Source organism: [Clostridium] saccharolyticum WM1 (genome assembly GCF_000144625.1).
Taxonomy (GTDB): domain Bacteria; phylum Bacillota; class Clostridia; order Lachnospirales; family Lachnospiraceae; genus Lacrimispora; species Lacrimispora saccharolytica.
Genome location: NC_014376.1, coordinates 172,442 through 191,930 on the forward strand (window position 1 = coordinate 172,442; position 19,489 = coordinate 191,930).

The following is a 19,489-nucleotide window of genomic DNA, read 5'->3' on the forward strand; positions in this document are numbered from 1 at the left end:
AAGGTTCCGGAAATCAACGCAGCCGGTAAGGTCCGTACTGCAAGGTGCGGATAAATTAAAGTGGTAACACGGGACAGTTCCCCGTCTTTAAATTTCCGAAAGGATATTTTTAGGCGGGTTTTTCTTTGCAGATAGGGAAGAAAGCCCTTTTGCTGCTCCCAGTAAATAAACAGGAGGAAACCAGAATGTGTAAAGATTCTAACAAAAAACCATACTATATCACCACAGCTATTGCCTATGCATCAGGAAAACCCCATATCGGCAACACCTATGAGGCTGTTTTGGCGGATGCCATTGCCCGTTATAAAAGGGCGGAAGGCTATGACGTGTTTTTTCAGACAGGAACCGACGAGCACGGACAGAAGATTGAAGAAAAGGCAGAGGCAGCAGGAATCACCCCGAAGGAGTTTGTAGACAGGGCGGCCGGAGAAATCAGGAAGATCTGGGATCTGATGAACACTTCTTATGATAAATTCATCCGCACCACAGACAAGGATCATGAAGAACAGGTCCAGAAGATCTTTAAAAAGCTTTATGAGCAGGATGATATTTATAAAGGCTATTACGAAGGCTTATACTGCACTCCCTGTGAATCCTTTTTCACCGAATCCCAGCTTGTAGACGGCAAGTGTCCGGACTGCGGGCGTGAAGTAAAGCCTGCAAAAGAAGAGGCTTATTTCTTCCGCATGAGCAAATATGCAGACCGTTTAATCAAGCATATCAATGAGAATCCGGATTTTATCCAGCCAGTATCCAGAAAAAATGAGATGATGAACAATTTCCTGCTTCCGGGTCTTCAGGACCTTTGTGTATCCAGGACTACGTTTCAATGGGGGATTCCCGTGTCCTTTGATCCCAGGCATGTCACCTATGTCTGGCTTGACGCACTGACCAACTATATCACCGGGATCGGGTACGATTGTGACGGACAAAGCAGGGAACAGTTTTCTAAGCTCTGGCCGGCAGACCTTCACCTGATCGGGAAGGATATTATCCGCTTCCATACCATTTACTGGCCGATTTTTCTTATGGCTCTTGATATTCCCCTGCCAAAGCAGGTATTCGGCCATCCCTGGCTTTTACAGGGAGACGGCAAGATGAGCAAATCCAAAGGAAATGTCCTTTATGCAGATACTCTGGTGGATTTCTTTGGTGTGGATGCTGTCCGTTATTTTGTCCTTCATGAGATGCCGTTTGATAATGACGGAATCATCTCCTGGGAGCTTATGGTAGAACGCATGAACTCTGACCTTGCCAACATCCTCGGCAATCTGGTGAACCGCACCATTTCCATGTCAAACAAGTACTTTGAGGGCATTGTAAAGGACGGGAAAGCAGCGGAAGCCGTTGATGAGGATTTAAAGGCAGTGGTTCTGGAGGAAGTAAAAAAAGTCCAGGAAAAGATGGAGAAGCTCCGTGTAGCAGATGCCATGACATCCATTTTCAATATATTCCGAAGAAGCAACAAATATATTGATGAAACAACTCCATGGACTCTCGCCAAGGATGAAGCTTCCAAAGAGCGTCTGGAAACCGTCCTCTACAATCTGACAGAGGCCATTGCCATAGGAGCCAGCCTTCTTGATTCCTTTATGCCGGATACCTCCAAAAAGATTCTCAGCCAGCTTAATACTTCTAAGAGAGAGCTGTCCCAGATGAATGAATTCGGTCTGTATCCCTCTGGAAACAAGGTGACCGACAAGCCCGAAATCCTGTTTGCCCGTATGGATATGAAGGAAGTTATGGAGAAAGTAGAAGCCATGTTTGGGAATAAAAAGGAAGAGTCCGCCGGGTCTGCCAGGGAAGCTGCCACTGATGGGATCGATATTGAAGCAAAGGCTGAGATCGAATACGGGGATTTTGCCAAGCTGCAGTTTCAGGTAGGCGAAATCATTGCCTGTGAGGCAGTTCCAAAGTCAAAGAAGCTTCTGTGCTCCCAGGTAAGGATCGGAAGCCAGGTAAAACAAATCGTCAGCGGAATTAAAGCCCACTACTCTCCCGAAGAAATGGTTGGCAAAAAGGTGATGGTTGTGGTAAACTTAAAACCAGCAAAACTGGCTGGAGTCATGTCTGAAGGTATGCTTCTCTGCGCAGAGGATGCAGAAGGCAATCTGTCCCTTATGGTACCCGAGAAATCCATGCCGTCAGGAGCCGAAATCTGCTGACAAAAGGAACCATCAGGAGACACCTGAATGAAAACAGTGAACGGCCGGGTTAATTTCTGCAGGCAAAGATCCAGGGGCAGGAGTGGTTTCGTTCCTGCATGTGATAAACGCTGCAAGAGTCAAATACCCCGTAGGAAGCTACGGGGTATTTGACTTCAATGTACCTTTTATTAAGAAGGAGGGTTCTATGAAGGAGCCGATCAGTGCCCGTACTAGAGGATTATCAGGAAATACCTTAAAGATGATCGCCATTGTAACCATGCTCATAGACCACATCGGCGTGGCTGTCATTGAAAACGGCGTATTAAGATACCAAACCGTCAGACCGGCTTACGAAGCTTTCGGCATGCCGGGAGGAAGCATGTGGACCGTCATGGACCTGGCACTTCGGACCATGGGGAGGATTGCATTTCCCATCTTTTGTTTTCTTCTGGTTGAAGGGTTTTTCCATACCAGGGATATAAAAAAGTATGGAACCAGACTTTTTTTGTTCGCACTTATTTCCGAGATCCCCTTTGATCTGGCGCTCTTTGGCAAATGGTATTACCCTGATTATCAGAATGTATATGTTACCCTGTTTATCGGCCTTTGTGTCCTTTACTGGTATGAAAAGTTCTCAGGGGATCTGGTCAGGAGGACTTTGATATTTTTCGCCGGTTGCGTCGCGGCTGTTTTATTGAAATGTGATTATAATATCATTGGGATTGCTATGATCCTGCTGTTTTATATTTATTACGGGAATAAAAAAATGCAGACCATTTTTGCAGGAATCCTGGCCGCCTATGAAAGTCTTGGGTGCTTTGGGGCCGCTATTCTGGCTTTCATCCCCATCCGCATGTATAACGGAACAAGGGGAAAAGGAAATTTTAAATACTTTTTTTATTGGTTTTATCCCGCGCACCTGATTTTGCTCTATATCCTGCGGTTATTTATCATACAGTAAGAAAGGCATCTTCATGACTGGAAGGTAGCCTGCTTTTTAAAGGAGATTCCTATGATTTTTGATACACACGCCCATTATGATGATGAGGCATTTGATGAAGACAGAGAGGAACTGTTTGCAAGCCTTTTTGCCCATGGCATTGAGGCTGTCACCAATGTAGGCGCCAGCATGAAAACCTCCAGAAGCACCCTGGAGCTGGCTGAGAATTATCCATATATATATGGGGCCATCGGTGTTCACCCCAACGAAACCGGAGAGATGACGGAAGAAGACATGCAATGGCTGAAGGAACAGTCTTCTCATAAAAAAATCGTGGCAATCGGCGAAATCGGCCTTGACTATTACTGGGATGAGCCGGACCATGAGACCCAGAAAACATGGTTTATCCGTCAGCTTGGTCTGGCAAAGGAGGTAAAGCTTCCTGTTGTCATCCACAGCCGGGATGCGGCAAAGGACACTTTGGATATGATGAAGGCCGAGGGAGGAAAGGACATTGGCGGAGTGATCCACTGCTTTTCTTATGGAAAGGAGATCGCCAGGGAATACTTGAATATGGGGTATTATCTGGGGATCGGAGGCGTTCTCACCTTTAAGAATGCCAGAAAGCTGAAAGAGGTGGTAGAGTACATGCCCATGGAACAACTGGTTCTGGAAACAGACTGTCCTTACCTGGCTCCGGCACCCAACAGGGGAAAGCGCAATTCCTCCTTGTATCTGCCTTATGTGGTACAGGAAATCAGCACGATCAAGGGGATACCGGAAGATGCGGTCATTGAAATCACCAATCAGAATGCCAAAAGGTTATACAACCTTTAGGGACAGCCATTAAAGAAAACGGAGGACAGGCATGGCAACACTGGGAAATCCCCAAAAAACCATTGAGATCATTCAGAAATATGAATTTGCATTCCAAAAGAAGTTTGGTCAGAACTTTTTAATTGACACCCATGTATTGGATAAGATCATAACCGCAGCAGGCGTAACAAAGGACGACTGCGTCCTGGAAATCGGACCGGGGATCGGTACCATGACCCAGTACCTGGCTGAGAATGCCAGGCATGTGGTGGCAGTGGAGATTGATTCCAATTTAATTCCCATTCTCAAAGAAACCCTGACAGATTATGAGAATGTGACGGTCATTCATGATGATATCCTTAAGGTGGACATCAATCAGATCGCAGAGCAGTATAACGGGGGGCGCCCCATTAAGGTGGTGGCAAACCTTCCCTATTATATTACCACACCCATCATTATGGGCCTTTTTGAAAATAATGTTCCTATTGATAATATTACGGTCATGGTCCAGAAGGAAGTGGCTGACCGCATGCAGGTAGGGCCTGGTTCCAAGGATTACGGGGCTCTTTCCCTGGCTGTCCAGTATTATGCACAGCCCTATATTGTGGCCAATGTTCCCCCCAACTGCTTTATGCCCCGTCCTAACGTCGGGTCGGCGGTGATCCGCTTAACCCGCCACAAGGAGCCAGCCGTAAAGGCAGAGGATGCAGGACTGATGTTCCGGCTGATCCGGGCATCCTTTAACCAGAGAAGAAAGACCTTACAAAACGGTTTAAACAATTCACCGGAAATCCCCTATTCCAGAGAGCAGATCGCCGAAGCAGTGGAAAGCCTGGGCCTTGGCCCATCTATACGGGGAGAGGCATTGACATTGGAGCAGTTTGCTTCCCTAAGCAACTATTTCACAAAAATGAAAGATTAAAAGAGAGGAGGTCCTATGTCGGATTCGCTGATTACTAAACGCGCAATTGCGGAAGCCTTAAAGCAGGTATGCAGGGAAAAACCCTTTGATAAAATATCCATATCCAATATTACGTCCGTATGGGGGCTGAACCGGCAGACCTTCTATTACCATTTTCAGGATAAATATGAACTTTTAAGCTGGATCTATTATCATGAGAATTTTGCTAAAATTGCAGAAGACATCACCCTGCGAAACTGGGATCAGAAGATTTATGAACTGCTTTTAAATATGAAGAAAGAAAAAGCCTTTTATATGAATACCATAAAAGAACAGGAGCATACCTTTGAAAGCTATTTGTTTGAGATGGCAAAGGCTCTGTTTACTGAAGCGATTGTATCGCTGGATGAAAAGAAGAAGCTCACCAAAGAGGAAAGGGATTTTGACGCAGAATTTTTTGCATACGGCATCTGCGGGATCATCGTTGACTGGGCGGAAAAGGGAATGAAAATGGAGCCGCGGCTGGTGGCGGAGCGTTTAAAAAGCCTGGCCAGGGCTGCGGAACGGATCGCTTACCTACGGGGCCAGGCGGAGCTTTAAGAAAGCTTATGCATGATGATATCCAGGCACTCTTCCAAGGAACAGCTTTTAATAAGAGCAACCAGATCAGAATAGGAAAAAAGCTCTCCGGATTTTGGACTGAACCTTTGCAGCAGCTCTTCCAAGTTTCTGGCGGTCCGCTCCGGTGATTTCTGCCCGTTTTTTAATTGATGGACAAGCGCTGTTTTCAGGACGGACTCCCGGATGTGTTTGTGAATGATGGCTGACATAAAAAGCCCTCCTTTTAAACTAAATTTATTTTAAGAGAAGACAAGAAAAAAACCCATAGACAAAACCGGAAAAATGTCTGGTTTTCCGACATCATTGACCAGATGTCGTTTTTTTATACATCTGAAAAACCATGTATGGTGACGGATAAATTGAAGTATGATAATATAAGCGTATCAAGCAAATCAGTTATCATAATTCATAGAATGGAGCGTTGCATATGAAAGGAAAAAATAATTTCGGAAAAATGCTTGCATGGGGAGCTGCTGCCACCGCAGCAGGAATGGCAGCTAAAAAGGCCTATGATTATTCCAAAAAGCAGAAGGATTTAAAAGATGAAGGAACCATGATGTCACCAAACATGGGCCGGACTTCAGGAAAAGCATATTTTGTAGGCGGCGGTCTGGGAAGCATGGCAGGTGCAGCGTATCTTATTCGTGACTGCAGCATGCCTGGAGAGCAGATCACCATTTTTGAAGGAATGCATATTTTAGGAGGAAGCAACGACGGCATCGGAACTCCGGAAAAAGGCTTTGTATGCCGGGGCGGACGTATGTTAAATGAAGAGACCTATGAGAACTTCTGGGAGCTGTTTGGTTCCATCCCGTCCTTAAATAATCCGGCCAGAAGCGTGACCGAGGAAATCTTAAGCTTTGACCATGCCCATCCCACTCATGCAAAGGCAAGACTTGTGGACAAGGATGGAACTATCCTTGATGTAAAGAGCATGGGGTTTACCCAGAACGAGCGCATGGCCTTGTTAAGGCTTATGAACACACCGGAAGAAAAACTGGATGATATGACCATAGAAGAATGGTTCGCAGATATGCCTCATTTCTTTACCACGAATTTCTGGTATATGTGGCAGACCACTTTTGCGTTCCAGAAATGGAGCAGTCTTTTTGAATTCCGCCGATACATGCGCCGGATGATCCTGGAATTCTCAAGGATCGAAACTCTGGCAGGAGTAACAAGGACTCCTTTAAACCAGTATGACAGCGTGATCCGTCCCCTGGAAACCTATTTAAGAAAGCAGGGAGTTGTCTTTGCGGAAAACTGTACCGTTACTGATATTGATTTTGCAGAGGGAGACGGAATTACGGCAAAGGTGCTTCACTTAAAAGATAACGGGATTGAACGTCAGATCCAGCTTGAGGATGGGGATATCTGCATTATGACCAATGCCTGTATGACCGACAGTGCAACCCTGGGAGATCTCCATACTCCGGCTCCGGAGCCTGTTTTAAGGCCAATATCCGGAGAATTATGGAGCAAGGTATCTGCAAAGAAGGCAGGCCTGGGAAATCCCTACCCCTTCTTTGGGGATGTTCATGAAACCAACTGGGAGAGTTTTACCGTAACCAGCCGGGGAAATAAACTGCTTAAACTGATTGAGAATTACTCCGGCAATGTTCCAGGAAGCGGAGCGCTTATGACCTTTAAGGATTCCAGCTGGCTGATGAGTATTGTTGTGGCTGCACAGCCTCATTTCATCAATCAGCCTATGGACCAGACAATCTTCTGGGGATATGGACTTTATACGGACCGGGTAGGGGATTATATAAAGAAGCCTATGAAGGACTGCACCGGAGAGGAGATGCTGATTGAGCTTCTCCATCACCTTCATATGGAGAACCGTAAGGATGAGATCCTGGCCGATGTGGTCAATGTCATACCCTGCATGATGCCGTACGTTGACGCCCAGTTCCAGCCCCGTAAGATGACAGACCGCCCGAAGGTAGTGCCAGCCGGATCCACCAACTTTGCCATGGTAAGCCAGTTTGTAGAAATACCGGAAGATATGGTATTTACCGAGGAATATTCGGTGCGGGCTGCAAGGATGGCTGTTTACACTCTTATGGGAGTGAATAAAAAGATATGTCCGGTCACTCCATATGTGAAGGACCCTAAGGTTTTAATGAAAGCAGTTCAGACCTCATACCGCTGATAATTGATATAAATGTCTTTTTGGGCCAGACATTTTCCTGCCAGGAAATGTCTGGCCCTTTACTGCTTTATCATGATAACACTGCGTTGAATAAAGAAAGTGTAGAATTATTCCTCGTTGCAAGAACCTTCTTTCTGTGGTATGCTAGAGCTTGCGTTGTCTGTGATGGACGGACGCGAAAAAAAGATATGGAGGAATAGATATGAAGAAGATGGCGCTTGTATTAGCGGCAGTCCTTGCTTCAGGAATGATCCTGACGGCATGCGGCGGTTCCGGCAAGTCCGGTACAGCAGGCGGCGAAACACAGAAAACAGAAGCAGCAGGAAATACTACAGCCGGAGGTCTTGATCTGGCGGTTCAGATAGGTCCAGATCCGGAAACCATTGACCCGGCCTTAAATTCCACGGCTGATGCTGCGAATATGATCCTGCATGCATTCGAGACTCTTATGACCTTTGACAAGGACAATCAAGTTATTCCCGGACAGGCGGAATCCTATGATGTAAGTGATGACGGACTTACATATACCTTCCATTTACGGGAAGGTTTAAAATGGAGCGATGGCTCCGACCTTACGGCGGAAGACTTTGTATATTCCTGGAAGCGTCTGGCAGATCCTGCTACGGCAGCTCCCTACGGAGCAGATATGCTTTCCATGGTTAAAGGCTATGAAGAAGCAGCGGATGGAAATTTAGATGCTCTGGCCGTAACCGCACCTGATGCGAAAACATTTGTGGTGGAGCTGGCGTCTCCCTGCGTTTATTTTGATAAAATTATTACCCATGCCACCATGGTACCTGTAAAAAAGGATGTTGTTGAGGCAAAGGGGGACCAATGGTCCTTAACTCCGGATACCTATGTATCCAACGGACCCTTAAAGATGATCGAATGGGTACCAGGATCCCATATAACCTTTGCAAAGAATGAAAATTACTGGGATGCACAAAAGGTAACCTTAAACACCTTAAAATTTGTTCTTATGGAAGATGCCAATGCAGCGTACAGCGCATACCAGACCGGTGAGGTCCAGATGATCAAGGATATTCCTACGGATGAGATCCCAAGCCTTCAGGGTACACCGGATTATCACTTAGATCCCCGTATGGCCACTTCCTATACAATTTTCAACGTTACCAAGGCGCCCTTTGATAATGCGCTGGTACGCCGTGCATTGAGCCTTGCCATTGACCGTGATTACGTTGCCAATACGGTAATGGCTGGAACCGTTGTGCCGGCTACTAACTTTGTGGGCCCTGGTATATCGGATGAGGAATCCGGTTCTTCCTTTGAGGAAATAACCAGAAAGCTCAACGGCGGGGATTTCTTTCATGTAAGCAATTATGAGGAAGACTTAACCAAAGCCAAGGAACTCCTGGCAGAAGCCGGTTATCCAAACGGGGAAGGCTTCCCGATGATCGAATATATGACCAATGAAGCAGGTTACAATAAGCCGATTGCCGAGTATTTACAGAGTGCCTGGAGCGAACTGGGAGTCAGAATGGATATTAAGATTGTTGAATGGTCTACCTTTGCGCCAACCCGCCGGGCCGGTGATTTCCAGACCGCCCGGGGAGGCTGGGTATACGACTATGATGATCCTTCCAATATGCTGAATTTATTCACCACGGAAAGCGGAAACAACGATGGAAAATATTCTAATCCTGAGGTGGACAGCTTATTAAAACAGGCTCGTGATACAGCAGATAAGACAGAGCATTATGAGAAGCTTCACAAAGCAGAAACGATGATCCTGGAAGATGCACCGATTTCCCCGCTTGTATACTCCAGCGATTACTATTTACAGAGGCCTGAGTTAAAGGGAACATGGCACTCTCCATATGGTTTCTGGTTCTTTACACAGGCCACCATGGAATAGTTCTTTGGTCCAAATAGATAAATATTATAAAATCCTATAAAAGTAAAAATAACCGCGCCTTGACGAAGCTGTAAAAGCTGTTTCAAGACGCGGTTATTTTTGTGCTTTTGGTTTTATACAGACTTACTCCTGTTTTCGAAGCAGATGCCTCTGATCATCCCAGGGTATCGTCATAACAAGCGCGGGCACCGCCAATAAATTTAGGCCTTGTCCGGGCGGTGACTACATGGGCAGAACCGATGTACCGGGTCTTAATGCGTACCGGGACAGCCACAGTCTTTAAGTGCATTCCGATTAAAGTATCCCCGATATCAATGCCCGCATGAGCCTTAATGGATTCCACTGCCACGGGGCACTGAAAGGTCTGGCAGGCAGCAGTGGCAAGGGAGCCGCCGGCTTTTAACTGGGGAACTACATTGACAGGCTCATAGCCATAGAGCCTTGCCGCTTCTTTTTCCATAATTAAAGCCCGGTTTAGATGCTCACAGCATTGTGCGGCAACATAAATTCCCTGAGCCTGGAAAACCTCGTAGATTGCGGAAAATACCGCCTGACCGATCTCTGCACTGGAATGGGAACCGATTCTGTGATCGGAGATCTCACTGGAGGAGCAGCCGATAACGACTAAGTCTTTCTCATTTAAATGTGCAGCTTCCAAAAGTTCTTTTGCGGCCGTTGCGGCCTGTGTTCTGATTTCATCCAGCATGATCCGGCCTCCTTTCATGAGTAAGTATGGTTTCTTTTTATAATGCTGCACGGATCGCGGCAGCCATTTCCTCGTATTCCTTATCTGACAGATATACCTTGTCCGGATTCATGGCAAAGGTACTGCCCCATTCATCCTCACCGTTGTATTTGGGAACAATGTGCATATGAAGATGGCAGCCTGTATCGCCGTAAGCTCCGTAATTAACCTTATCCGGTTGAAATACTTTATGAACGGCCCTGGATACTCTGGCTACATCGGAAAAGAAAGCATTTCTCTCCACATCCTCAATATCCACCAGCTCGCTGACGTGGTCTTTGTAAGCCAGGATGACTCTGCCTCTCTTGCTCTGTTCTTTAAATAAATACAGAAATCCTGTTTCCATTTCACAGATGGGATAGCCGAACTTTGCCACAAGTTCTCCCTTCATACAGTATGCGCAATTTGGATCTTTCATAATCATATACCTTCCTTTGCTTTTCGGAAGACTAGGACCTGCCTTTAATATGAGCAGCTACCTTTGCATCTTCTCTTTTAATATGGTTGATCAGCCAGCCGGCGATGGCGCTGTTTACCTCCCCTACAAGGGCGATGGTGGGGCCTTCCTTGTCAAGCTTTGAGCAGATGCCTGCAACTACCTTTTTGAATTCCTCATGATAACGCTTGTGATTTACATAATCTGGATATTGATATTGAACCTGAAGCTTTTCTTCATTGCCGAAATGCCTGGCCGTATAATCCTGAAGAAACTTTGCCGTATTGGCCAGCTCTGCACGTCCCTTTCCGGTAGAGCAGGCGGCAAGCAGGTTATTGATCGCATCGATCAACTGGCGATGCTCAGAATCTATCAACTGATTGCCGGTTTCCAATTCTTTTGTAAATGTATATGCCATATTTATCTCTCCTTATCTTACGTTTTACACTCATTCTACACCATTTCCAATAAAAATCCAACCGGTAATTTTTCCGCTGTTATGAGCCAGGGTACATTCCACGCCTTCTTGATTTCTGCTTGAATTCTGGTGTTTGCCGTCCTGATTCCCCTGGTAGATTCCATTTTTAAAAAAGTGTCTGAAAAAGCCCGGCGCAGGAGCCGGGCTAAAACAAACCTATTATTTGACATCAGAGGAGTGAAGCACTCCATTATATGTTTTTCACCTTGGATAGAGCCGCTTCGTCTGCAACAATGATAACATCTGGATGAAGCTGTAAAATGGAAGCAGGAACCCGGGAAGTGACCGGTCCGCAGATCACATCATGAAGGATGTCCGCCTTATCAGCTCCGCTGATAATCAGCAGGATTTTCTTGGCTCTCATTATGGTGCCGATTCCCATGGTATAGGCCTGGCGGGGAACTTCATCAATGGATGAGAAGAAACGCTTGTTGGCCTCGATGGTGCTTTCCTGCAGATCCACAATGTGGGTATCCTTTGGAAAGATGTCGGAAGGTTCGTTGAAACCAATGTGGCCGTTGTGCCCAAGCCCTAAGAGCTGTAAATCTACGCCCCCCAGACTTCTTATGATGTCCTCATAACGGGCGGCCTCTTTGCTGGCGTCTGTTTCCGTTCCGTCGGGAATGTTTGTATTTGCTTCGTCAATGTTCACATGGCGGAACAGATTTTCACGCATAAAATAATAATAGCTCTGATCGTTATTCCTGGTAAGTCCCTTGTACTCATCCAGATTTGCGGTTTTTACCTGGGAGAAATCCAGATCTCCCTTGTTGTACCACTCAACCAACTGCTTATAAGTGCCTACAGGCGTGGATCCGGTAGCCAGTCCCAAAACACAGTTTGGTTTCATAATGATCTGGGCAGATATAATATTAGCTGCCTTACGGCTCATATCATTGTAGTCTTTCGCGCGATAAAGCTTCATTTCTTTATCCCTCCATACGTTTGAAAAATATTTTATTATATTCTTTTCCCTAGGATATCATTTTTGTGTCATAGATGCAATGGCATTTTGCATAAAATAACTATAAAGGAGTGATGGCATGCCTAATTATCGAAGACTAATCTCATATATTTATGCCTATGAAGGCGCAGTCAAAGGAAAAAACATCGGATTTGCCAAGATAGAGACGAGAGGGGTCCAGTGCAAGATTACGGTCAGTGTCAAAAGGATATATGTGGGCGGCAATGATATTGGAGTATTCTTATTAGCAGCCGCAGATCAGGAAATATTCCTGGGCAATATTTTCATACGCGGCGGTTCCGGTGAATTCAGGACTGTGGTATCTGCAAGTGATATCGAACACTCCGGAATTAACGTGGATCAGTGCTATGGATTGACCATCCATGATGTAAAAAATACATGGCGTTCTTACACGACCATTTGGGAAGATGCCGTAGCCCATGCGGCAGAAGTCGATCTGGGAAGCATGGCCGCTGCAATTTCCGGTAAGGAACAGGCCGTTATTTCAGAAGAGCAGATTAAACGGGCGGTACGTGAAATCGAAGAAGAATTCCCACTGAAGTCTGATGAGTCCCAGGAGGCACTCCAGACAGATGTTTCTCATGCAGACGAAGCCTTGGGGGCATCTTCCAAAGATCAGGAGGATGAGATGGCTGCTCCGGCGTCCGAAATACAGGAACAGCCGGAAGAGAACGATTTGCAGGCAGAAAACCTGGATGCAGAGGCGGAGGAACCGGATGAGGAAACCGGAGCAATGGCAGCACCGGATGACAAAGAATTGGTGAATGCGGAATCAGAGAACGTGGAACAGATCATGTCTGATGAGACAGAGACAGAGATTGAGACAGAGGAAGAAGTGCAGTATGATGGAACAGAGGAGATCCGGCTGGAAGAAGCCGCAGAGTCTGATACAGAGCCTGATGCCTCCGCCGCAATGAATGCCCGGCAGCAGGAATATTGGGATCAGGCAGAAGAGCCAATACCGGAAGCTTTACAGGAAGAACTGCAGTCTGCAGAAGAGCCAATACCGGAAGCTTTACAGGAAGAACTGCAGTCTGCAGAAGAACCAATGCCGGAAGCTTTGCAGGAAGAATTGCAGTCTGCAGAAGAACCGGTATCAGAAGAGCGGCAAAGTGCAGGACAGGAAGACATACCGGATGAATTACAGGGGGAGGAACTGGAAAACCGGGAAGCGGTGGATGTCCAGGAGAGGGAAGCGGTGTTCAGCGAACCATATCCCTGCAGCGGCCAGGATATGACGGAAGATCATACCCTCTGCTACCGGGCAGATGCTGTGATAAAAGAAGACAGGAGCGATCCGGAGGTCCGGCCAGAGCTGGGAAATCCGGATGAATTAGAGCGCCTGCGTCAAAACGAAGATATGGAATTAAGCTCCCATGAAATGATCTGGGAGAAACTGAAACGTGAACATACAAGAATTCTGGCTTTTGATTATGAGGATGGCTGTGAAATTCTCACCATTAAACCGCAGGATATCGGTCTGCTTCCAAGAGATGCCTGGGTTTATGGTAATAACAGCTTTCTTCTCCACGGTTACTACAATTACCGTTACTTAATCCTGGCAAAATTATTGAACCCAAGTGGAATGCCCCGTTACCTTCTGGGGATCCCAGGACATTATTACAGCAATGAGCGTTATATGGCTTCCATGTTTGGTTTTCCAAATTTCGTGCTGTCTAAAGATCAGCCCATGGAAGACGGCAGGTTTGGATTCTGGTATACCGATGTAAAATTAGGGGGCTGATCCGGCCCCCTATCAGCATATACCCTAATTATCAATGCCACGGAGCAAGGCATTGGGAATTAATGGTTTCAGGACATTGAAAAATTGATCCAGTTCTCCCTTGGAAAACGGCTGAAAGCCGGAACATAGGACCTGTCCGGAATCTGCATAGTTCTGCAGATAGTAATGGGAGCAGCCGGCCAGCCATTCCCCGATATCCATAAAATCCCGTATGCTGTGAATTCCTTTTACCGCGGTGGTACGGAATTCATAAGGAACGGATCCTTCCAGCAAAAACTCAGCGCTCTCCTCAATCTCTGATATCTTTATGTCCTTTACACCCGCGGCCGCGGAATAATTATCCCTGCCGGCTTTTATATCCATTGCCACATAATCCAAAAGGCCGTTGGCTGCCAGCCTTTTTAAGACATCCGGCCGGTAGCCGTTGGTATCCAGCTTGATAAGATAGCCAAGCTCCCGGATATTCCGGATAAAGGATTCCAAATCCTCAGATAAGGTGGGTTCCCCGCCTGTTATGCAGACCCCTTCTAAGATCCCTTTTCGCCTGCTTAAAAAATTTAATAGTTCCTCTTTGCTGTATTCTGACTTTGCTTCACTTCCGATCAGTCCGCTGTTATGGCAGAAGGGGCAGCGGAAATTACAGCCCCCAAGAAAGACCGTGGCTGCCACATGGCCGGGAAAGTCCAGAAGCGTTGTTTTTTGAAGCCCACATACTTTCATACCTTCACCATTCCTTTTTTTCATGATATACTATACCAGTATACCATATGAAAACGTCCAAAGGGTATCCCTTTGTGCTGAAATATGAGGCTGTGATATTAAGTTTCCAGGTATTTCTTCCCCCGTTATAACGTGATGAACTTTGCACAAAAAGCGTTAATAATCATATGAAAAACAATGAGGAACGACTATGACCATCGATGAAAAATATATGCGGGCAGCAATCAGACAAGCAGAAAAGGCAGGCGCCATGGGTGAGGTTCCCATCGGCTGCGTCATTGTTTATGAAGATAAGATCATTGCCCGAGGATATAACCGGCGTACCATTGATAAAAATGTCTTATCCCACGCGGAAATCAATGCCATCCGCAAAGCATGCAGAAAAGTAGGGGACTGGAGGCTTGAGGGCTGTACTATGTACGTGACCCTGGAACCGTGTCCCATGTGCGCAGGAGCCATTGTCCAGGCCAGGATTCCAAAAGTTATTATGGGCTGTATGAATGCAAAGGCTGGCTGCGCGGGATCAGTCCTTGATCTGTTTCACCAGGACGGCTTGAACCATCAGGTGGAAACGGAATCCGGGGTTTTGGGAGATGAGTGCTCCCGGCTGATGAAGGATTTTTTTAAGGCACTGAGAGAAAAAAGTAAAAAGAAACCAGAAGGAATATCCTTCATAACTCCTTGACAACCTGCCCGTTTCCATGTATACTAAAGTGCGATTAAACCAACACATGTCATAAAGTTTCCGTGCAGCCGGGGAGATAGCGGTGCCCTGTACCTGCAATCCGCTCTAGCAGGGGTGATGTCTCACCCAGGGCTGTCTATTGCAGGGCTGCCCCTGATAAGTGGCGATGACGTTTGGGTCTCACGCAACAGATCTTCATGAACCGTGTCAGGGCAGGAATGCAGCAGCACTAAGTGGAACCTTCTGTGTGCCGTGAGGGTGCCTGGACCGAGTTAACTGTCAGGGTAACGCCTGTGATAGCGGTTCAAAGTGAGACGCACGGATTTAATATAAAGAATTTTCAGACGCCGGAAATCAGGAAACTGTTTTTGCGGTGTCTTTTGCAATTTGTATATTCATTTTTAATATTTTCTTACATTTCTTATGAAATAAAGTTTCCCCTTGCCCCGCATTCCCCTTTGTATTATAATTATAAAATGGGTATAATACTACCTATTTCCCAATGACAAATCTAATCAAAAAGAGGTGTGCTTTCATGATAAGAATTGGAATGCTTACAAGCGGGGGCGACTGTCAGAGTTTGAATGCCACCATGCGCGGTGTGGCTAAGGCACTGTACCGGATATGCGGCGAAGTGGAAATTGTTGGATTTGAGGATGGGTACAAAGGGCTGATTTACGGGGATTACCGTATAATGAAGCAGGAAGATTTTTCCGGAATCCTGACAAAGGGCGGAACCATTCTCGGCACCTCCAGACAGCCGTTTAAACTTATGCGGACACCTGATGAGAATGGTCTCGACAAGGTGGAAGCCATGAAGCATACTTATCGAAAGCTGAAACTGGAATGTCTGGTGGTGTTAGGCGGCAACGGGAGTCAGAAAACGGCCAATCTCCTTCATGAGGAGGGGCTGAATGTGGTATCCCTTCCTAAGACCATTGACAACGATTTGTGGGGAACTGATACTACCTTTGGTTTCCAGAGCGCCGTCAATGTGGCCACCAATGCCATAGACTGCATCCATACAACAGCGGCTTCTCATGGACGGGTCTTCATTGTGGAAGTTATGGGACATAAGGTAGGCTGGCTTACCCTGTATGCAGGAATTGCAGGCGGGGCGGACATCATCCTTCTTCCGGAGATTCCCTATGATCTGGGTATTATAGTGGAAGCATTAAAAACCAGGACAAAAAACGGCAAAAAGTTTTCTATTCTTGCTGTGGCGGAAGGAGCAATTTCCAAGGAAGATGCCTGCCTGACGAAAAAAGAATTAAAGGAAAAAAAGAAGAAGGCCGTGGTTTATCCTTCTGTAGCATATGAGATCGGAGCTCAGATCACTGAGCGCACCGGGCAGGAAGTACGGGTCACCGTACCAGGCCATATGCAGAGGGGCGGCGATCCATGCCCCTACGACAGAGTGCTTTCCACCCGTCTTGGAGCAGAAGCAGCAAAGCTCATAAATAACAAAGAATACGGTTATATGGTAGCGGTGAACAACGATGAAATCGTTAAGATCCCCTTAGCCGACGTAGCCGGAAAATTAAAAACTGTCGATCCGAAAAGCTCTATCGTTAAGGAAGCCAAGATGATAGGCATCAGCTTCGGCGACGAATAAGGAGTCTACAGGCATGTCATATACGGCATTGTATAGGAAATGGCGCCCTCCTTCCTTTTCGGATGTAAAGGGCCAGGACCATATTGTACAAACACTGAAAAACCAGATAGTAGCCGGGCGAATCGGACATGCGTATCTGTTTTGCGGAACAAGAGGAACCGGTAAGACCAGTATTGCCAAAATATTTGCAAAGGCGGTTAATTGCGAATGCCCGGAAGACGGAAGTCCCTGCGGGGAATGCCGGACCTGTAAGAATATTGCAGCAGGAGCTTCCCTGAATGTAGTGGAAATCGACGCTGCATCAAACAATGGCGTAGAAAATATCAGGGAGATAAGGGATGAAGTCCAGTATCCTCCCACGGAAGGCAAATACCGGGTTTATATTATCGATGAGGTTCATATGCTTTCCACAGGAGCATTTAATGCCCTGTTAAAAACTTTGGAAGAACCGCCATCCTATGTAATATTTATTCTGGCAACTACAGAAGTCCAGAAGATACCGGTGACGGTCCTTTCCCGGTGCCAGCGGTATGATTTTAAACGCATTACGGTGGAGACCATTGTAGAGCATTTAAAAGAGCTGACTGCCGCAGAACATATCCAGGTGGAAGACCGGGCTCTTACTTATATTGCCAAGTCCGCTGACGGTGCTTTGCGTGATGCCTTAAGCCTTTTGGACCAGTGCATTGCCTTTCATTACGGGGAGCTTCTTACTTATGATAATGTGCTTGATGTGCTGGGAGCTGTGGACATCACCGTATTTGGAACCATGTTCCGGGCGATCGTGGAGAACCGGACAAAAGACTGCATCATCTGTCTGGAAGAGCTGGTGATTCAGGGCCGGGAGCTGGGGCAGTTTGTCATTGATTTTATCTGGTATTTAAGGAACCTTTTAATATTAAAATCCGTAGACAACGGGGAAAATCTTCTGGATATGTCAACGGAGAACCAGACCCTTTTAAAAGAAGACAGCAGGCTTACGGACAATGAGACCCTTTTACGGTATATCCGGGTGTTTTCGGATTTATCCAATCAGCTTCGTTACGCTTTCCAGAAACGTGTCCTCATTGAGGTGGCACTGATCAAGCTGACCCGCCCTCAGATGGAACAGAATTTAGATTCCTTGCTTCAGCGGATCAGCAATATTGAAAAGCAGCTGGAAAACGGTATTGCGGTAAACGCTTCCCCCAATAGCTTTAAGACAGGGGAAGGAGAAGGAAGCAGCAATGCCCCTGCCAGGGAATTGACCCCAGCAGAGCGGGTGGCACTTCCTAAGGGCCAGTTAGAGGATTTAAACCTGATCCGCGGCGAGTGGGGGAAAATCATACGGGAACTGGGAGGGCCTATCCGGGCCAGCTTCCGGGATACGGTGGTAGAGCCTGCGGGAGAGAGCTGTCTTTGCGTTGTCTTTTCCGAACAGAGCAATTACATGATTGGGAGCAGAGAAGCCACTGTTGCAGAGATCGAACGGTATGTGGAAGACCATTACCAGAAATCCATAACCTTTAAGACAAGGCTTCGGGGTGGAGGAGAACGGTCTGATACCATTTATGTAAGCGATGAAGAATTACAAGCCAATATTTTAATGGATATATCGATAGAAGATTAAAAATCATAAAAATAGCAGGAGGATACACACCATGGCAAAACGTGGCGGTTTTCCAGGCGCTATGCCTGGCAATATGAATAATTTAATGAAGCAGGCTCAGAAAATGCAGCGTCAGATGGAAGAAACAACAAAGTCGCTGGAGGAAAAGGAATATACGGCTGCAGCAGGCGGCGGAGCTGTGTCAGTTACGGTTTCAGGCAAAAAAGAAGTGACTTCAGTTAAATTATCCCAGGAAGTTGTGGATCCTGATGACATCGAAATGCTGGAAGATCTTATTATGGCGGCTACCAATGAAGCGTTCCGCCAGATGGAAGAGGACAGCAGCTCTGCCATGGCGAAGCTCACAGGCGGCCTCGGCGGATTAGGCGGAGGCTTTCCGTTCTGATTATGAATTACTACAGCAGTCAGATAACAAGATTAATTGAAGAGCTGTCCAGACTTCCGGGCATAGGCAGTAAATCTGCACAGCGCCTGGCATTTCATATTATCAACATGCCTGAGGAACAAGTGGCAGGCCTAGCTTCATCCATTACAGAAGCGAAACGGAATGTGCGCTATTGCAAGGAATGCTTTACCTTAACGGATCAGGAGATGTGTCCCATCTGCCGGAGCGAAAAACGCAATCATAAGGTGATCATGGTAGTGGAGGACACCAGGGACCTGGCCGCATATGAAAAAACAGGTAAGTTCGACGGAGTTTACCACGTTCTGCACGGGGCGATTTCTCCCATGCTGGGAATCGGACCTGGTGACATAAAACTAAAGGAACTGATGCAGAGGCTGCAGGGAGATGTGGATGAGGTGATCATTGCCACCAATTCCAGCCTTGAGGGAGAGACAACGGCTATGTATATCAGCAAGCTGATCAAACCCACAGGGATCAGGGTTACCCGTATAGCCAGCGGAGTACCCGTTGGAGGAGACTTAGAGTACATAGATGAGGTGACATTGTTACGGGCCCTGGAAGGCCGGGTCGAATTGTAGCTCATTTGCCTTGTCAGAAGATACAGGTTGAT

General features: G+C 46.6%; 19 protein-coding genes and 1 other RNA gene. 14 read left to right on the forward strand and 6 right to left on the reverse strand.

The features are described 5' to 3' along the window. Positions 1 to 185: 185 nt before the first annotated feature. The 5 genes from metG to CLOSA_RS00860 all read left to right on the forward strand — a co-directional run bounded on the left by metG (position 186) and on the right by CLOSA_RS00860 (position 5,404). Complete coding sequence (gene metG, locus CLOSA_RS00840; protein WP_013270900.1) at positions 186 to 2,165, forward strand: methionine--tRNA ligase; 1,980 nt, start codon at positions 186 to 188, stop codon at positions 2,163 to 2,165. 187 nt (positions 2,166 to 2,352) lie between these two features. Next, positions 2,353 to 3,108, forward strand: a complete 756-nt coding sequence (locus CLOSA_RS00845; protein ID WP_013270901.1) for a TraX family protein — start codon at positions 2,353 to 2,355, stop codon at positions 3,106 to 3,108. Between the two features lie 51 nt (positions 3,109 to 3,159). Next, on the forward strand, positions 3,160 to 3,924 hold the full coding sequence (locus tag CLOSA_RS00850) for a TatD family hydrolase (protein WP_013270902.1): 765 nt from the start codon (positions 3,160 to 3,162) through the stop codon (positions 3,922 to 3,924). 31 nt (positions 3,925 to 3,955) lie between these two features. Continuing rightward, positions 3,956 to 4,825, forward strand: a complete 870-nt coding sequence (rsmA, locus tag CLOSA_RS00855; RefSeq protein ID WP_013270903.1) for a 16S rRNA (adenine(1518)-N(6)/adenine(1519)-N(6))-dimethyltransferase RsmA — start codon at positions 3,956 to 3,958, stop codon at positions 4,823 to 4,825. A 15-nt stretch (positions 4,826 to 4,840) separates the two neighbouring features. Next, on the forward strand, positions 4,841 to 5,404 hold the full coding sequence (locus tag CLOSA_RS00860) for a TetR/AcrR family transcriptional regulator C-terminal domain-containing protein (RefSeq protein WP_013270904.1): 564 nt from the start codon (positions 4,841 to 4,843) through the stop codon (positions 5,402 to 5,404). Here CLOSA_RS00860 and CLOSA_RS00865 read toward each other — a convergent pair. Next, positions 5,401 to 5,634 (reverse strand): hypothetical protein, encoded by a 234-nt coding sequence (locus CLOSA_RS00865; RefSeq protein WP_013270905.1) that lies wholly within the window; start codon positions 5,632 to 5,634, stop codon positions 5,401 to 5,403. The two genes, CLOSA_RS00860 and CLOSA_RS00865, sit on opposite strands and share 4 nt — an antisense overlap. A gap of 218 nt (positions 5,635 to 5,852) precedes the next feature. On the opposite strand from CLOSA_RS00865, the gene CLOSA_RS00870 reads away from it, so the two are divergent. Next, a complete protein-coding gene (locus CLOSA_RS00870) occupies positions 5,853 to 7,580 on the forward strand; it encodes an oleate hydratase (protein WP_013270906.1) in 1,728 nt (575 codons plus the stop codon). Between the two features lie 202 nt (positions 7,581 to 7,782). Further along, positions 7,783 to 9,456 carry a peptide ABC transporter substrate-binding protein gene (locus CLOSA_RS00875; RefSeq protein ID WP_013270907.1) on the forward strand — a complete coding sequence of 558 codons (1,674 nt, stop codon included), beginning with the start codon at positions 7,783 to 7,785 and terminating at the stop codon, positions 9,454 to 9,456. A gap of 154 nt (positions 9,457 to 9,610) precedes the next feature. Here CLOSA_RS00875 and CLOSA_RS00880 read toward each other — a convergent pair whose 3' ends face one another. The 4 genes from CLOSA_RS00880 to nagB all read right to left on the reverse strand — a co-directional run bounded on the left by CLOSA_RS00880 (position 9,611) and on the right by nagB (position 12,040). After that, positions 9,611 to 10,162 (reverse strand): TIGR01440 family protein, encoded by a 552-nt coding sequence (locus CLOSA_RS00880; protein WP_013270908.1) that lies wholly within the window; start codon positions 10,160 to 10,162, stop codon positions 9,611 to 9,613. Between the two features lie 37 nt (positions 10,163 to 10,199). Further along, positions 10,200 to 10,619: an HIT family protein gene (locus tag CLOSA_RS00885; RefSeq protein WP_041708760.1), complete on the reverse strand. Its 420-nt coding sequence runs from the start codon at positions 10,617 to 10,619 to the stop codon at positions 10,200 to 10,202. Positions 10,620 to 10,650: 31 nt separating this feature from the next. Further along, positions 10,651 to 11,055, reverse strand: coding sequence for a bacteriohemerythrin (locus tag CLOSA_RS00890; RefSeq protein ID WP_013270910.1), 405 nt, complete (start codon positions 11,053 to 11,055; stop codon positions 10,651 to 10,653). Positions 11,056 to 11,305: 250 nt separating this feature from the next. Then, the gene (gene nagB, locus CLOSA_RS00900; RefSeq protein WP_013270912.1) at positions 11,306 to 12,040 is read right to left on the reverse strand and encodes a glucosamine-6-phosphate deaminase; all 735 of its coding nucleotides are present in this window, start codon (positions 12,038 to 12,040) and stop codon (positions 11,306 to 11,308) included. Between the two features lie 118 nt (positions 12,041 to 12,158). On the opposite strand from nagB, the gene CLOSA_RS00905 reads away from it, so the two are divergent. Continuing rightward, on the forward strand, positions 12,159 to 13,844 hold the full coding sequence (locus CLOSA_RS00905; protein WP_013270913.1) for a hypothetical protein: 1,686 nt from the start codon (positions 12,159 to 12,161) through the stop codon (positions 13,842 to 13,844). Positions 13,845 to 13,868: 24 nt separating this feature from the next. On the opposite strand, the gene CLOSA_RS00910 is transcribed toward CLOSA_RS00905, so the two are convergent. Continuing rightward, positions 13,869 to 14,564, reverse strand: coding sequence for an anaerobic ribonucleoside-triphosphate reductase activating protein (locus CLOSA_RS00910; protein ID WP_013270914.1), 696 nt, complete (start codon positions 14,562 to 14,564; stop codon positions 13,869 to 13,871). A gap of 190 nt (positions 14,565 to 14,754) precedes the next feature. On the opposite strand from CLOSA_RS00910, the gene tadA reads away from it, so the two are divergent. The 6 genes from tadA to recR all read left to right on the forward strand — a co-directional run bounded on the left by tadA (position 14,755) and on the right by recR (position 19,457). After that, entirely contained in the window at positions 14,755 to 15,249 is a 495-nt protein-coding gene (tadA, locus tag CLOSA_RS00915) for a tRNA adenosine(34) deaminase TadA (RefSeq protein WP_013270915.1), read from the forward strand. Between the two features lie 60 nt (positions 15,250 to 15,309). Then, positions 15,310 to 15,571, forward strand: an RNA gene (gene ffs, locus CLOSA_RS22015) — signal recognition particle sRNA large type. A gap of 213 nt (positions 15,572 to 15,784) precedes the next feature. Then, on the forward strand, positions 15,785 to 16,864 hold the full coding sequence (locus tag CLOSA_RS00920; RefSeq protein WP_013270916.1) for a 6-phosphofructokinase: 1,080 nt from the start codon (positions 15,785 to 15,787) through the stop codon (positions 16,862 to 16,864). Between the two features lie 13 nt (positions 16,865 to 16,877). Then, a complete protein-coding gene (gene dnaX / locus CLOSA_RS00925; protein WP_013270917.1) occupies positions 16,878 to 18,473 on the forward strand; it encodes a DNA polymerase III subunit gamma/tau in 1,596 nt (531 codons plus the stop codon). A gap of 31 nt (positions 18,474 to 18,504) precedes the next feature. Continuing rightward, on the forward strand, positions 18,505 to 18,858 hold the full coding sequence (locus CLOSA_RS00930; RefSeq protein ID WP_013270918.1) for a YbaB/EbfC family nucleoid-associated protein: 354 nt from the start codon (positions 18,505 to 18,507) through the stop codon (positions 18,856 to 18,858). A 2-nt stretch (positions 18,859 to 18,860) separates the two neighbouring features. Then, positions 18,861 to 19,457: a recombination mediator RecR gene (gene recR / locus CLOSA_RS00935; protein ID WP_013270919.1), complete on the forward strand. Its 597-nt coding sequence runs from the start codon at positions 18,861 to 18,863 to the stop codon at positions 19,455 to 19,457. Positions 19,458 to 19,489: the final 32 nt, after the last annotated feature.

What these genes read in the sequence shown, in the direction of transcription:
- CLOSA_RS00865 (WP_013270905.1), bottom strand. Translation starts at nt 5,634, where the DNA reads ATGTCAGCCATCATTCACAAACACATCCGGGAGTCCGTCCTGAAAACA.
- CLOSA_RS00890 (WP_013270910.1), bottom strand. Translation starts at nt 11,055, where the DNA reads ATGGCATATACATTTACAAAAGAATTGGAAACCGGCAATCAGTTGATA.
- CLOSA_RS00860 (WP_013270904.1), top strand. Translation starts at nt 4,841, where the DNA reads ATGTCGGATTCGCTGATTACTAAACGCGCAATTGCGGAAGCCTTAAAG.
- rsmA (WP_013270903.1), top strand. Translation starts at nt 3,956, where the DNA reads ATGGCAACACTGGGAAATCCCCAAAAAACCATTGAGATCATTCAGAAA.
- CLOSA_RS00930 (WP_013270918.1), top strand. Translation starts at nt 18,505, where the DNA reads ATGGCAAAACGTGGCGGTTTTCCAGGCGCTATGCCTGGCAATATGAAT.
- tadA (WP_013270915.1), top strand. Translation starts at nt 14,755, where the DNA reads ATGACCATCGATGAAAAATATATGCGGGCAGCAATCAGACAAGCAGAA.
- recR (WP_013270919.1), top strand. Translation starts at nt 18,861, where the DNA reads ATGAATTACTACAGCAGTCAGATAACAAGATTAATTGAAGAGCTGTCC.
- CLOSA_RS00910 (WP_013270914.1), bottom strand. Translation starts at nt 14,564, where the DNA reads ATGAAAGTATGTGGGCTTCAAAAAACAACGCTTCTGGACTTTCCCGGC.
- dnaX (WP_013270917.1), top strand. Translation starts at nt 16,878, where the DNA reads ATGTCATATACGGCATTGTATAGGAAATGGCGCCCTCCTTCCTTTTCG.
- CLOSA_RS00880 (WP_013270908.1), bottom strand. Translation starts at nt 10,162, where the DNA reads ATGCTGGATGAAATCAGAACACAGGCCGCAACGGCCGCAAAAGAACTT.
- CLOSA_RS00845 (WP_013270901.1), top strand. Translation starts at nt 2,353, where the DNA reads ATGAAGGAGCCGATCAGTGCCCGTACTAGAGGATTATCAGGAAATACC.
- CLOSA_RS00920 (WP_013270916.1), top strand. Translation starts at nt 15,785, where the DNA reads ATGATAAGAATTGGAATGCTTACAAGCGGGGGCGACTGTCAGAGTTTG.
- CLOSA_RS00850 (WP_013270902.1), top strand. Translation starts at nt 3,160, where the DNA reads ATGATTTTTGATACACACGCCCATTATGATGATGAGGCATTTGATGAA.
- nagB (WP_013270912.1), bottom strand. Translation starts at nt 12,040, where the DNA reads ATGAAGCTTTATCGCGCGAAAGACTACAATGATATGAGCCGTAAGGCA.
- CLOSA_RS00870 (WP_013270906.1), top strand. Translation starts at nt 5,853, where the DNA reads ATGAAAGGAAAAAATAATTTCGGAAAAATGCTTGCATGGGGAGCTGCT.
- CLOSA_RS00875 (WP_013270907.1), top strand. Translation starts at nt 7,783, where the DNA reads ATGAAGAAGATGGCGCTTGTATTAGCGGCAGTCCTTGCTTCAGGAATG.
- CLOSA_RS00905 (WP_013270913.1), top strand. Translation starts at nt 12,159, where the DNA reads ATGCCTAATTATCGAAGACTAATCTCATATATTTATGCCTATGAAGGC.
- metG (WP_013270900.1), top strand. Translation starts at nt 186, where the DNA reads ATGTGTAAAGATTCTAACAAAAAACCATACTATATCACCACAGCTATT.
- CLOSA_RS00885 (WP_041708760.1), bottom strand. Translation starts at nt 10,619, where the DNA reads ATGAAAGATCCAAATTGCGCATACTGTATGAAGGGAGAACTTGTGGCA.